General features: G+C 68.0%; 11 protein-coding genes. 10 read left to right on the forward strand and 1 reads right to left on the reverse strand.

The genetic code is table 11. The features are described from left to right. The first annotated feature begins 2 nt into the window (after positions 1-2). From rpoB to EFA46_RS05020, 7 genes are all read left to right on the forward strand, one after another. The gene (gene rpoB, locus EFA46_RS04990) at positions 3-1,829 is read left to right on the forward strand and encodes a DNA-directed RNA polymerase subunit B (protein WP_123074351.1); all 1,827 of its coding nucleotides are present in this window, start codon (positions 3-5) and stop codon (positions 1,827-1,829) included. Positions 1,830-1,832: 3 nt separating this feature from the next. Then, on the forward strand, positions 1,833-4,769 hold the full coding sequence (locus EFA46_RS04995) for a DNA-directed RNA polymerase subunit A' (RefSeq protein ID WP_123074350.1): 2,937 nt from the start codon (positions 1,833-1,835) through the stop codon (positions 4,767-4,769). Beyond that, positions 4,770-5,954, forward strand: a complete 1,185-nt coding sequence (rpoA2, locus tag EFA46_RS05000; RefSeq protein WP_123074349.1) for a DNA-directed RNA polymerase subunit A'' — start codon at positions 4,770-4,772, stop codon at positions 5,952-5,954. A gap of 3 nt (positions 5,955-5,957) precedes the next feature. Continuing rightward, on the forward strand, positions 5,958-6,383 hold the full coding sequence (locus EFA46_RS05005) for a NusA-like transcription termination signal-binding factor (protein WP_123074348.1): 426 nt from the start codon (positions 5,958-5,960) through the stop codon (positions 6,381-6,383). 84 nt (positions 6,384-6,467) lie between these two features. Next, entirely contained in the window at positions 6,468-7,343 is an 876-nt protein-coding gene (locus tag EFA46_RS05010; protein WP_123074347.1) for a mechanosensitive ion channel family protein, read from the forward strand. Between the two features lie 57 nt (positions 7,344-7,400). Continuing rightward, positions 7,401-7,829 (forward strand): 30S ribosomal protein S12, encoded by a 429-nt coding sequence (locus EFA46_RS05015; protein ID WP_123074346.1) that lies wholly within the window; start codon positions 7,401-7,403, stop codon positions 7,827-7,829. A gap of 1 nt (position 7,830) precedes the next feature. Continuing rightward, positions 7,831-8,442 carry a 30S ribosomal protein S7 gene (locus EFA46_RS05020; protein ID WP_123074345.1) on the forward strand — a complete coding sequence of 204 codons (612 nt, stop codon included), beginning with the start codon at positions 7,831-7,833 and terminating at the stop codon, positions 8,440-8,442. A 90-nt stretch (positions 8,443-8,532) separates the two neighbouring features. Here EFA46_RS05020 and EFA46_RS05025 read toward each other — a convergent pair whose 3' ends face one another. Next, the gene (locus EFA46_RS05025) at positions 8,533-9,303 is read right to left on the reverse strand and encodes a DUF5781 family protein (RefSeq protein WP_123074344.1); all 771 of its coding nucleotides are present in this window, start codon (positions 9,301-9,303) and stop codon (positions 8,533-8,535) included. 158 nt (positions 9,304-9,461) lie between these two features. On the opposite strand from EFA46_RS05025, the gene EFA46_RS05030 reads away from it, so the two are divergent. The 3 genes from EFA46_RS05030 (at position 9,462) to EFA46_RS05040 (ending at position 13,388) form a co-directional block, all read left to right on the forward strand. After that, positions 9,462-11,648 carry an elongation factor EF-2 gene (locus tag EFA46_RS05030; RefSeq protein ID WP_123074343.1) on the forward strand — a complete coding sequence of 729 codons (2,187 nt, stop codon included), beginning with the start codon at positions 9,462-9,464 and terminating at the stop codon, positions 11,646-11,648. Positions 11,649-11,877: 229 nt separating this feature from the next. Beyond that, the gene (locus EFA46_RS05035; RefSeq protein ID WP_370529264.1) at positions 11,878-12,441 is read left to right on the forward strand and encodes an amino acid-binding protein; all 564 of its coding nucleotides are present in this window, start codon (positions 11,878-11,880) and stop codon (positions 12,439-12,441) included. Beyond that, entirely contained in the window at positions 12,438-13,388 is a 951-nt protein-coding gene (locus EFA46_RS05040; protein ID WP_123074341.1) for a homoserine dehydrogenase, read from the forward strand. The genes EFA46_RS05035 and EFA46_RS05040 overlap by 4 nt, the downstream gene beginning before the upstream one ends. Positions 13,389-13,401 lie beyond the last annotated feature (13 nt).

A 13,401-nucleotide genomic window follows, 5' to 3' on the forward strand; every position in this document is an offset into this window, starting at 1 on the left:
ACATGAGTCAGGCACGAGAGGCGAAAGTCTACGTCAACGGCAGCCTCGTCGGGACCCACCCGGATCCCTACGAGCTCGCCGAGCAGATCCGTGAAGCGCGCCGCCGTGGCGACGTCTCCGAGATGGTGAACGTCTCGGTCAAGGACCGCACCCGCGAGGTCATCGTGAACGCGGACGCCGGCCGCGCCCGGCGTCCCCTCCTCGTCGTCGAGGACGGCGAGACGCTCGTCACCGAGGACGAGGTCGAAGCCGTCCAGAACGGCGACATGGAGTTCGAGGACCTCGTCGAGAAGGGGAAGGTCGAGTTCATCGACGCCGAGGAGGAGGAAGACATCCTCGTCGCCGTCGAGGACGACGAGCTCACCGAGGAGCACACGCACCTCGAGATCGACCCGCAGCTCATCTTCGGCATCGGCGCCGGGATGGTTCCCTATCCCGAGCACAACGCCTCGCCGCGTATCACGATGGGCGCGGGGATGATGAAGCAGAGTCTGGGCCTGCCGGCGGCGAACTACCGCATCCGGCCGGACACCCGTCAGCACGTCATGCACTACCCGCAGGCGGCGATGGTGAACACCCAGACGACCGAGCAGATCGGCTACGACGACCGGCCCGCCGGGCAGAACTTCACGGTCGCCGTCATGTCCTACGAGGGGTTCAACATCGAGGACGCCCTCGTCATGAACAAGGGCTCCGTCGAGCGCGCGCTCGGGCGCTCGCACTTCTTCCGCACCTACGAGGGCGAGGAGCGCCGCTACCCCGGCGGTCAGGAGGACCGCTTCGAGATCCCCGACGACGACGTCCGGGGCGGCCGCGGCGAGGACGCCTACACGCACCTCGACGACGACGGGATGGTCAACCCCGAGACGCAGGTCGACGAGAACTCCGTCCTGCTCGGGAAGACTTCGCCCCCGAGGTTCCTCGAGGAGCCGGACGACATGGCGGGCCTCAGCCCGCAGAAGCGCCGCGAGACGTCCGTGACGATGCGCTCGGGCGAGGACGGCGTCGTCGACACGGTGACGCTCATGGAGGGCGAGGACGGCTCGAAGCTCGCGAAGGTGAGCGTTCGCGACGAGCGCGTCCCCGAACTCGGCGACAAGTTCGCGAGCCGCCACGGCCAGAAGGGCGTCATCGGCCACCTCGCACCCCACGAGGACATGCCGTTCACGGAGAACGGCGTCGTCCCCGACCTCGTGCTGAACCCGCACGCGCTGCCGTCGCGCATGACGGTCGGTCACGTGCTGGAGATGCTCGGCGGGAAGGCGGGCGCGCTCGACGGCCGCAGCGTCGACGGCACCGCGTTCACCGGTGAGGACGAGGAGGAGATCCGCGAGACCCTCGAGTCGCACGGCTTCGACTCCTCCGGGAAGGAAGTCGTCTACTCCGGCGTCTCCGGCGAGAAGATCGAGGCGGAGATCTTCGTCGGGACCATCTTCTACCACAAGCTCTACCACATGGTCTCGAACAAGGTCCACGCCCGCTCGAAGGGGCCGGTGCAGGTGCTGACGCGCCAGCCGACCGAGGGGCGCGCCCGCGAGGGCGGTCTCCGACTCGGGGAGATGGAGCGCGACACCGTCATCGGACACGGCGCCGCGATGGTGCTCAAGGAGCGCCTCCTCGAGTCCTCCGACCAGGAGTACGTCCATATCTGTGGGAACTGCGGCATGACAGCCGTGGAGAACCGCGAGCAGCGTCGCGTCTACTGCCCGAACTGCGGGGAGGAGACGGACGTGCACAACATCGAGATGAGCTACGCGTTCAAGCTCCTGCTCGACGAGATGAAGGCGCTCGGCATCGCGCCGCGCCTCGAACTGAAGGACGCAGTCTAACCCATGTCAACAGGCCAGTCACCCAAGGAGATCGGGGAGATCAGCTTCGGGCTGATGGACCCGGAGGAGTACCGCGAGATGAGCGCGACGAAGGTCATCACCGCCGACACGTACGACGACGACGGCTTCCCCATCGACATGGGGCTGATGGACCCGCGTCTCGGCGTCATCGACCCCGGCCTCGAGTGCAAGACCTGCGGGAACCGCTCTGGTTCCTGTAACGGCCACTTCGGCCACATCGAGCTCGCGGCGCCCGTCATCCACGTCGGGTTCGCGAAGCTCATCCGCCGCCTCCTGCGCGGCACCTGCCGGAGCTGCAGTCGCCTCCTCCTCACCGAGGACGAGAAGGAGGAGTACCTCGGGAACCTCGAACGGACGCGCGGGCTGCGACAGGACGTCTCCGACGTCACGAAGTCCGCGATCCGGGAGGCCCGCAAGAAGAACAACTGCCCGTACTGCGGGGAGTCCCAGTACGACGTCAAGCACGAGAAGCCCACCACCTACTACGAGGTCCAGCAGGTCCTCGCCAGCGATTACTCCGAGCGCATCGCCTCCGCGATGCAGCCGGACCCCGACGAGGACGACGCGGGCATCAGCCCGCAGGCGCTCGCCGAGGAGACCGACATCGACATCTCGCGCATCAACGAGATCCTCAGCGGCGAGTTCCGCCCGCGCGAGGAGAGCCGCAAGGCCATCGAGAAGGCCATCGGCGCGGACCTCACGATGGAGGACATGAACAAGCTGATGCCGAGCGACATCCGGGACTGGTTCGAGGACATCCCGGGCGAGGACCTCGAGGTGCTCGGCGTCGACTCGGAGAGGTCGCGTCCCGAGTGGATGATCCTCACCGTCCTCCCGGTGCCGCCGGTCACGGCGCGGCCGTCCATCACGCTCGACAACGGTCAGCGCTCCGAGGACGACCTCACGCACAAGCTCGTGGACATCATCCGCATCAACCAGCGGTTCATGGAGAACCGCGAAGCGGGTGCGCCCCAGCTCATCATCGAGGACCTCTGGGAACTGCTCCAGTACCACGTCACGACGTTCATGGACAACGAGATCAGCGGGACGCCGCCGGCGCGCCACCGCTCCGGGCGCCCGCTGAAGACGCTCAGCCAGCGCCTGAAGGGCAAGGAGGGCCGCTTCCGCGGCTCGCTCTCCGGGAAGCGCGTGAACTTCTCCGCCCGGACCGTCATCAGCCCGGACCCGACACTGAGTCTGAACGAGGTCGGCGTCCCCGAGCGCGTCGCGCGCGAGATGACGCAGACGATGGTCGTCAACGAGCAGAACATGGAGCGGGCGAAGCAGTACGTCCGCAACGGCCCCGAGGGCCACCCCGGTGCGAACTACGTGAAGCGACCGGACGGCCGGCGCGTGCGCGTCACCGAGAAGGTCTGCGAGGAACTCGCCGAGCGCATCGAGACGGGCTGGGAGGTCCAGCGCCACCTCATCGACGGCGACATCGTCATCTTCAACCGCCAGCCGTCGCTCCACCGGATGAGCATCATGGCCCACGAGGTGGTCGTGATGCCGTACAAGACGTTCCGGCTGAACACCGTCGTCTGTCCGCCGTACAACGCCGACTTCGACGGCGACGAGATGAACATGCACGCCCTCCAGAACGAGGAGGCGCGCGCGGAAGCCCGCGTCCTCATGCGCGTGCAGGAGCAGATCCTCAGCCCGCGCTTCGGTGAGAACATCATCGGCGCGATTCAGGACCACATCAGCGGGATGTACCTCCTGACGCACGACAACCCGTCGTTCAACGAGACGCAGGCGCTCGACCTGCTGCGTCAGACGCGCATCGACGAACTCCCGCCCGCCGACGGCACGGACGCCGACGGCAACGAGTACTGGACGGGCTACACGCTCTTCAGCGAGCTCCTCCCCGACGACCTCAACCTCGAGTTCAAGTCGAGCGCCGGCGAGGACGTCGTCATCGAGGACGGCCAGCTCGTGCAGGGGACCATCGACGAGGACGGCGTCGGCGAGTTCGGGAGCGACATCGTCGACACCATCATGAAGGTGTACGGCGCGACGCGCGCACGCATCTTCATCAACGAGGTCGCGGCGCTCGCGATGCGCGCGATCATGCACTTCGGGTTCTCCATCGGGATCGACGACGAGTCGATTTCCGCCGAGGCCCAGGAACGCATCGACGACGCCATCGACAACGCCTACGAGCGCGTCGAGGAACTCATCGACTCCTACGAGGCGGGCGACCTCGAGAGCCTGCCCGGTCGGACGGTCGACGAGACGCTCGAGATGAAGATCATGCAGACGCTCGGGAAGGCCCGCGACTCCGCCGGCGACATCGCGGGCGACCACTTCGACGACACGAACCCGGCGGTCGTCATGGCCGAGTCCGGGGCGCGTGGGTCGATGCTGAACCTCACGCAGATGGCCGGCTGTGTCGGCCAGCAGGCGGTGCGCGGCGAGCGCATCAACCGCGGTTACGAGGACCGCACGCTCAGCCACTACGCGCCGAACGACCTCTCCGCCGAGGCACACGGCTTCGTCGAGAGCTCCTACACGTCCGGTCTGGACCCGAAGGAGTTCTTCTTCCACGCGATGGGTGGCCGCGAGGGCCTCGTCGACACGGCAGTCCGGACCTCCAAGTCCGGCTATCTCCAGCGTCGCCTCATCAACGCACTCTCCGAGCTCGAAACGCAGTACGACGGCACCGTTCGGGACACCTCCGACACAATCGTTCAGTTCGAGTTCGGTGAGGACGGCACCAGTCCGGTGCGCGTCTCGTCCGGTGAGGACGCCGATATCGACGTCGACAGCATCGCCGACCGCGTCCTCGAATCCGAGTTCGAGAGCGAGGCCGAGCTCGAGGAGTTCATTGGCGAGCGCGAGCCGCCGACCAACCTCTCCGAGCACGGCGAGTCGTGGACGATGGAGGGCGAAACCTGGAGCGCCGAGGGTGACGACTAAATGACCGAGATCACAGACGACATCGAGGCCGTCGTGGAGGACACCGAACTCCCGCGCCGGCTGAAGGACCGCGTGTACGACACCATCGAGGACCGCGAGGGCGTCGACACGGAGAACGCCAACTACATCGCGAAGGCCGTCGAGGCCCAGTACAAGAGCTCGCGCGTCGACCCGCTCGACCCCGTCGGGACGGTGAGCGCGCAGTCCATCGGTGAGCCCGGGACGCAGATGACGATGAACACCTTCCACTACGCGGGCGTCGCGGAGATCGACGTCACGCAGGGCCTCCCGCGACTCATCGAGCTCGTGGACGCCCGGAAGAACCCGGACACGCCGATGATGACCGTCCACCTCGAGGACGAGTACGCGACGGACCGCGAGCGCGCCCACGAGGTCGTCTGGAACATCGAGGCAACGAAGATCCTCGCGCTCGGGGACATCTCGACGAACGTCGCGGACATGATCGTCTCCATCGACCTGAACGAGGACACGCTCGCGGAGCGCTGGCCGACGGTCGAGAGCACGACCGAGATCGCCGGCGAGATCGCGGACACCATTCAGGACAACCTCGGCGTCGCGGTCACCCAGTCGGGGACCGTCCTCGAGTTCGGTCCCGAGGAGCCCAGCTATCGCGAGCTCCTGCAGCTCGTCGAGCAGCTCCGCGAGATCGTCTTCAAGGGCATCGAGGACATCAGCCGCGTCGTCATCCGCAAGGAGGAGACGGAGAACGGCGAGGAGTTCGTCCTCTACACGGAGGGCTCGGCGTTCAAGAAGACGCTGAAGATCGAGGGCGTCGACGCCTCCCGGACGACGTGTAACAACATCCACGAGGTCCACAAGACCCTCGGCATCGAGGCGGCCCGCGAGGCCATCATCGACGAGACGATGACGACGCTCGAGGAGCAGGGCCTCGACGACGTGAACATCCGCCACCTGATGCTGGTCGCGGACATCATGACGAACGACGGCACCATCCAGTCCATCGGCCGGCACGGCATCTCCGGCAACAAGGACTCGGTGCTCGCGCGTGCGGCCTTCGAGGTCACCGTCAACCACCTGCTCGACGCCGCCATCTACGGCGAGGCCGACGACCTCGACGGCGTCATCGAGAACGTCATCGTCGGGAAGCCCGTCCGCCTCGGAACCGGTGACGTCGACCTCCGCATGGGCACGACGAGCGACTGACCCGTGACGGTCACGCTCTCCGACGAGGCGCGCCGGCTCATCGCCGCCTTCGAGGACGCGACGGACGCCACTGCCGTCGACTGCGTCGTCGACGACGAGCGCGAGCGCGTCGTCTTCGTCGTGAAGGCCGGCGAGATGCCCCAAGCGATCGGGCGCGGCGGCGAACGCGTCCAGAGCCTCGAGGAGCGACTGGGCCGCGACGTCGAACTCGTCGAGGACGCGCCCTCCGCGGAGGGGTTCGTCGCGCACGCGCTCAGCCCGGCGGCGGTGTACAACGTCACGATCAGCGAGAACGACGATACGGTCGCGTACGCCGAAGTCGCACACGAGGACCGCGGCGTCGCCATCGGCGAGTCGGGGAAGAACATCGAGATGGCGAAGGAGCTCGCGAAGCGCCACTTCGACGTCGACGACATCCAGTTGACGTAGGCCGGGCCGTCGCCGTTTTTTCGCGGAAGCCCGCAGACTCTTGTCGCTTCACGTCCGAGACCCGTCCATGAACGAGGTGTCGCCGTGACGGTCCTCGAGCGCGTGCTGGCGGCGGGCGCGTCCTACCACGACCTCCTCGTCCAGTTCGCGCTCTTCTTCGCGCTCGCCGGCGCCGTCTACGTGCTGGGGCGACTCGTGGTCGTGCCGCCGCTCGTCCGCGTCGTCCGCGCCCGCAACTCGGACAACCCGACGCTCGTGGACGCGGTGGAGCTCTACGCACGCGTCGCGTTCGCGGCCGTCGCGCTCGTGCTCGCGACCGCGGGCGCGGGGTTCGGGCGGGCGTTTCAGGGGTCCGCGCTCGTCGTCGCGGCGGCGACGCTCGCGCTCGGCGTCGCCGGGCAGGACGTCATCGGGAACCTCGTCAGCGGTGTGTTCCTCGTCGCGGACCCGGACTTCAGCGTCGGCGACTACATCCAGTGGGCCGACAACGAGGGGACGGTGGAGCGGATCGACTTCCGCGTGACGCGCGTGCGGACGGCCGCCGGCGAAACGGTCACCGTCCCGAACAGCCAGCTGACGACGAACGCACTGACGGCGCCGTACGCGGGCGACACCTACCGCGTCTCGGAGACCTTCGGGGTGCCGTACGACGCGGACGTCGGGATGGTGCTGCGGATCGCACGCGAGGCCGCGCTCGAGGACGACCGCATCTGCGACGACCCCGCGCCGAGCGTGCACGTCGACGGGTTCGGGTCGTCCGCGCTCACCGTCGTCGCGCGCTACTGGATCGCGGAGCCGGCGGAGACGCCGATCCCGGACGTCCGGTCGGCGTACCTCCGGCGGACGAGCGAGCGCTTCGCCGAGCACGACCTGACGATCAACCCCCCGAGTCAGACGGCGCTCTCGGGACGCCTCGCGGTGGAGGAAGGACGCGACGGCGACGGCGAGCGTGCGCCGTAGCGACACGCCCGCCGCCAAAAGACCGGGCTTAAGTAGTTGCGCCGGGAATTCGTGCGTATGCCGAACGGCAAGTACGCCGCGCGTAAACTCAAGAAGGACCGCCAGACACACCGGTGGTCCGACTCTGACTACGCGCGCCGTGAGCGGGGTCTCTCGGAGCGCTCGGACCCCCTCGAGGGCGCGCCGCAGGGTCGAGGTATCGTTCTGGAGAAGGTCGGCATCGAGGCCAAACAGCCGAACTCCGCCATCCGGAAATGTGTCCGCGTTCAGCTCATCAAGAACGGGAAGCAGGTCACCGCGTTCTGCCCCGGTGACGGCGCCATCTCGTTCATCGACGAGCACGACGAGGTCACGATTGCCGGCATCGGTGGCGCGAAGGGTCGCGCCATGGGTGACCTCTCCGGTGTCAACTACAAGGTCGAGAAGGTCAACGGCGTCTCGATGATCGAACTCGTCCGCGGGAACGCGGAGAAACCTGTCCGATAACATGTCCACGGAAGAAGCCCCCGAGCCCGAGCAGCCCGCTGGTGGCGAGGAGTCCGCGGACGCCGACCTCTTCGGCGTCTGGGACGTCTCCGAGATCAGCTACGCTGACCCGTCCACGAAGCGCTACATCACCGTGACGCCCATCGCGCACACGATGGGTCGCCACGCGTCCAAGCAGTTCCAGAAGAGCAAGATCTCCGTCGTCGAGCGGCTCACCAACCGCCTGATGAAGACCGGCCGGAACGCCGGCAAGAAGCAGCAGGCGCTCAAGATCGTTCGCGAGGCCTTCGAGCTCGTCCACGAGCGCACCGAGGAGAACCCCGTGCAGGTGCTCGTCACGGCCGTCGAGAACGCCGCGCCCCGCGAGGAGACGGTTCGCCTGAAGTACGGCGGCATCTCCGTCCCGAAGGCGGTCGACGTCGCGCCCCAGCGCCGCGTCGACCAGGCGCTCAAGTTCATTACGGACGGCGCGCACTCCGACTCGTTCAAGACGTCGACGTCCGCCGCCGAAGCGCTCGCGAACCAGCTCGTCCGCGCCGCCGACTACGACGTGCAGGTCTACGCGATCTCCCAGAAGGAGGAGAAGGAGCGCGTTGCGGCGGCCGCCCGCTAACTGCTCTACTCTCTCTTTCGTTCTTCACGCCGCGTAGCGACGCGTTTCACCGCCCGTCGCGCGACCGGCGTCGTCGCGTCTCCCGAAGCGTCAGTCGGCGGCTGGGCCGGTCGTGGTCTCGTGGGCGTCGACGAACGCGCGCACGAGGTCGACGAGCGCGCGCCGGTAGACGGACTCGTCGGGGTCGCGCGCGAGCGTACGGAACTGCTCTTTGAACCACGGGAGGTCGACGCCGGGGGCGTCGGCGTCGGCGAGGTCGGCGAACTCGTAGATGCGGTGGCTCTCGGAGACGGCGTCGTGTCGCTCGAGGAGCGCGAGCGCGAACGCGGCGTTCACCGCCGTCATCTCCGGGTCGGCCGCGGCGGTCAGCCGTGAGCCACCCCTGGGGCCGCTGTCGGCGGCGGAGCGCTCGGCGAGCGCGGCGGCGAGTTGCGATTCGAGGAAGGTGAGGAGTTTGTCGGCGGGCGCGACGTCGAGCGTGATGTCGTCGGCGTAGATGTCCTTCGCGTGGTTCGCGAGCTGCTCGCACTGCTGGAGGACGCGGCGCTCGACGCGGCGACCGGGGAGCGCGAGGAAGAGCACCTCGGAGAGCCCCATCGTGTGCGAGACGTGCGCGTCCTCGTAGCGGCGCATGTGCGCGTACTCGTGGAGCGCGAGCTCGCGCGCCATCACGGAGGTGGCGGCGCGCCGCGAGATGTTGAGCACGTGGTGGTCGTCGTAGTGGCCGGCCCACGTGCGCTCGTCCGGGTTCTCGCGGACGTGCACTTCCACCGGTTTCTCGAGGTCGTACTCGTATTCGAAGAGGTCCCGCGCGCCGAGGAACGGCCCGGCGGGGACGGCACCCATGACCTGTACGTCCATGTGTGTGTTTGTCACGGGACGGAGGGGGTTGACTCTTGCGCCCACGGCGAGAGCCGTCGCCGGCGGGCGGTGGTGACGAACGGGCCGTGTGACGGCGTGTCTCGCGTGCAGACGGAAACACTACCCTTTTCAACCCGCTGGCGGTACACACGTGCATAATGGGCCGACGCAAGAAGATCGTCCAACAGTGTGAGCGGCTGATGGACCAGCCGGAACACATCCGTAACATCGCCATCGCCGCCCACGTCGACCACGGGAAGACGACCCTCACCGACAACCTCCTCGCCGGTGCGGGCATGATCTCCGACGAGACGGCGGGCGAGCAGCTCGCGATGGACACCGAGGAAGACGAGCAGGAACGCGGCATCACCATCGACGCCGCGAACGTCTCCATGACCCACGAGTACGAGGACCAGGACCACCTCGTCAACCTCATCGACACGCCGGGCCACGTCGACTTCGGTGGCGACGTGACGCGCGCGATGCGCGCCGTCGACGGCGCGCTCGTCGTCGTGGACGCCGTCGAGGGCGCGATGCCCCAGACGGAGACGGTCGTTCGGCAGGCGCTCCGCGAGGGCGTCAAGCCGGCGCTGTTCATCAACAAGGTCGACCGCCTCATCAGCGAGCTTCAGGAGGGCCCCGAGGAGATGCAAAAGCGCCTCCTCGGCGTCATCAACGAGGTCAACGAGCTCATCCGCGGGATGACCGACGAGATGGACGACATCGACGACTGGACCGTCTCGGTCGAGGACGGGACCGTCGGCTTCGGGTCCGCGCTCTACAAGTGGGGCGTCTCCATGCCGTCGATGCAGCGCACCGGCATGGACTTCGGCGACATCATGGAGCTCGAGCGCAACGACGACCGCCAAGAGCTCCACGAGCGCACGCCGCTCTCGGACGTCGTGCTCGACATGGTGTGTGAGCACTTCCCGGACCCCATCGAGGCCCAGCCTCGCCGTATCCCGCGCATCTGGCGCGGCGACGACGAGTCCGACATCGCCACGCAGATGCGCGAGGTCGACCCGGACGGCGACGTCGTCCTGATGGTGACCGACATCGGCGTCGACCCGCACGCCGGCGAGATCGCTGCGGGCCGCGTCTTCTCCGGCACGATCGAGAAGGGCCAGGACCTCCACGTCTCCGGCACCGCCGGGACGAACCGCGTCCAGTCCGTCGGCATCTACATGGGTGGCGAGCGCGAGGAGGTCGAGCACGTCCCCGCCGGCAACATCGCCGCCGTCACCGGCCTCAAGGACGCCATCGCCGGCTCCACCGTCTCCTCGGCGGAGATGACGCCGTTCGAGTCCATCGAGCACATCAGCGAGCCGGTCATCACGAAGTCCGTCGAGGCGAAGAACATGGACGACCTGCCGAAGCTCATCGAGACGCTCCAGCAGGTCGCGAAGGAGGACCCCACCATCCGCATCGAGATCAACGAGGACACCGGCGAGCACCTCATCAGCGGGCAGGGCGAACTCCACCTCGAAGTCATCACCCAGCGCATCGAGCGCAACCAGGGGATCCCGGTCAACACCGGTGAGCCCATCGTCGTCTACCGCGAGGCCCCGACGCAGGAGTCCCGCGAGGTCGAGGGTCGCTCGCCGAACCGGCACAACCGCTTCTACATCACGGTCGAGCCGCTCGACGACGAAATCGTCGAGCAGATCAAGCTCGGCGAGGTCTCCATGGACATGCCCGAGCAGGAGCGCCGCGAGGTCCTGCAGGAGGCCGGCATGGACAAGGACACCTCCCAGGAAGTCGAGGAGATCCACAACACGAACATCTTCATCGACGACACGAAGGGTATCCAGCACCTCAACGAGACGATGGAACTCGTCATCGAGGGGCTCGAGGAGGCCCTCGACGACGGTCCGCTCGCCGCCGAGCCCGTGCAGGGCGCGCTCATCCGCCTGCACGACGCCCGTCTCCACGAGGACGCCATCCACCGCGGTCCCGCGCAGGTCATCCCCGCAGTCCGGCAGGCCGTTCACAACGCGCTCATCGACGCCGAGATCAAGCTGCTCGAGCCGATTCAGGACGTCCGCATCGACGTCCCGACCGAGCACATGGGTGCCGCGAGCGGCGAGATTCAGGGCCGCCGTGGCCGCGTCGACGACATGTACCAGGAGGGTGACCTCATGGTCGTCGAGGGCATCGCGCCCGTCGACGAGATGATCGGCTTCTCCAGCGACATCCGCTCCGCGACCGAGGGTCGTGCGTCGTGGAACACGGAGAACGCCGGGTTCCGCGTCCTCTCCGACAACATGCAGCGCGAGATCATCGGCGAGATCCGCGAGCGCAAGGGCATGAAGGCCGAGCTGCCCGAAGCGATCGACTACTTCTAACTCCCTCCCCCTTCTCCCGCTCTCCCGCGCCGCGAGCGACGCGGCAGTCGGCCCCGACGTCCAGCTTCGCCGTCCGCGTTCGGTCATCGAGTCGGTGGATCCCGAAGGATTATAACGCCGTCAGGCCGTTCTGACGCGATATGTACGCGGACACGCCCGCTGCGAACTGGAGCGACGCGCAACCACCGACCCGTGTCGCGTCCACGACAGTCGGTGGGAGCGTCCGGGGGTGTCGTCGGTGAGCGAGACCGAGGCGGCCGCAGCCGACGGCGGCGAGGAGCGCCGGCAGGCACACACCGTGCGCCTCGAACTCGTCGACGAACCCGGTGAGCTGCTGAACGCGCTGCGCCCCATCGCGGACAACGGGGGGAACCTCCTGAGCGTCTTCCACGAGCGCGGGTCGCTGACGCCGCGCGGGCACATCCCCGTCGAGGTCGATTTCGAGTCGACGCCACGCCAGTTCGAGGGCATCGTCGATGCGCTCCGCGACGCGGGCGTGAACATCACGCAGGCCGGCACCGAACGCTACGGCGAGGAGGTGTCGGTGCTGCTCGTCGGCCACCTCGTCGAGACGGACCTCTCGGACACCCTTTCGCGCATCGAGGCGTGCGCGTCTGCGTCGGTCGTGGACTTCTCGCTGACCGACGAGGAGGGGATCGACACCGTCTCGAGCGCGCGGATGCGCCTCGCGACCAGCGAGGGCTCGGTCGACGACACGCTCGCGTGCGTCCGGGAGGTCGCGGCGGACAAACAGCTACAGGTCGTCGAGCCGCTCGCGGGGGGTGAGGCATGAGGCTCGCCGTCGTCGGCGCGGGCGCGGTCGGTCGGAGCGTCGTCGAACTCGCCGGCGAGTACGGCCACGACGTGACCGCATTCGCGGACTCGACGGGGGCGGTCGTGGACGCCGACGGCATCGACGTCGCGGCGGCGCTCGAGCACAAGGAGCGCGTCGGGTCGGTCGGCGAGGACGACGTCGCGGCGGCGCTCGGCGCGGCGTACGACTGTCTCGTGGAGGCGACGCCGACGACGCTCGGGGACGCCCATCCCGGCTTCGAGCACGTCGAACTCGCGCTCGAGCGCGACCGACACGTCGTCCTCGCGAACAAGGGCCCGGTCGCCGAACGCTACGACGACCTGATGGCGCTCGCGTCGGCGAGCGATGGCGAGGTCCGCTTCGAGGCGACGGTCGGCGGCGCCATCCCCGTCATCGCGACCATCGAAGGGATGGGGGCCGCCCACGTCACGGCCGCGCGCGGCGTACTGAACGGGACGGCGAACTTCGTGCTCTCGCGGATGGCCGCCGAGGGCCTCGGCTACGAGCACGTGCTCGCGGAGGCCCAGGACCTCGGCGTCGCGGAAGCCGACCCGTCCTTCGACGTCGAGGGGACGGACGCGGCGCTCAAGTGCGCGATCCTCGCGAACGTCCTCCACGACGGGGGCTACTCCCTCGCGGACGTGGCCGTGGAGGGCATCACCGACATCCCGACGAGCGCGCTCGACCTCGCCGCCGAGGACGGCCGGACGGTCCGGCTCATCGGCGAGGTCACCGAGGACGGCGACGTCCGAGTCGGGCCGCGACTCGTGACGGCGAACGACACGCTCGCGGTGTCGGGGACGCAGAACATCGTCCAGTTGGAGACGACGAACGCGGGCCGGCTGAACATCAGCGGTCGCGGTGCCGGCGGCCCGGAGACCGCCTCCGCAGTGCTCGCGGACGTCGGACGTCTCCCCGAACGCTGACCGACTAGCCACT

The sequence above is a fragment of the Halarchaeum sp. CBA1220 genome, from assembly GCF_003721175.2.
GTDB lineage: Archaea > Halobacteriota > Halobacteria > Halobacteriales > Halobacteriaceae > Halarchaeum > Halarchaeum grantii.

Coding starts and splice junctions, on each gene's coding strand:
- EFA46_RS04995 (WP_123074350.1), top strand. CDS start 1,833: ATGTCAACAGGCCAGTCACCCAAGGAGATCGGGGAGATCAGCTTCGGG.
- EFA46_RS05025 (WP_123074344.1), bottom strand. CDS start 9,303: ATGGACGTACAGGTCATGGGTGCCGTCCCCGCCGGGCCGTTCCTCGGC.
- EFA46_RS05015 (WP_123074346.1), top strand. CDS start 7,401: ATGCCGAACGGCAAGTACGCCGCGCGTAAACTCAAGAAGGACCGCCAG.
- rpoA2 (WP_123074349.1), top strand. CDS start 4,770: ATGACCGAGATCACAGACGACATCGAGGCCGTCGTGGAGGACACCGAA.
- EFA46_RS05030 (WP_123074343.1), top strand. CDS start 9,462: ATGGGCCGACGCAAGAAGATCGTCCAACAGTGTGAGCGGCTGATGGAC.
- EFA46_RS05040 (WP_123074341.1), top strand. CDS start 12,438: ATGAGGCTCGCCGTCGTCGGCGCGGGCGCGGTCGGTCGGAGCGTCGTC.
- rpoB (WP_123074351.1), top strand. CDS start 3: ATGAGTCAGGCACGAGAGGCGAAAGTCTACGTCAACGGCAGCCTCGTC.
- EFA46_RS05020 (WP_123074345.1), top strand. CDS start 7,831: ATGTCCACGGAAGAAGCCCCCGAGCCCGAGCAGCCCGCTGGTGGCGAG.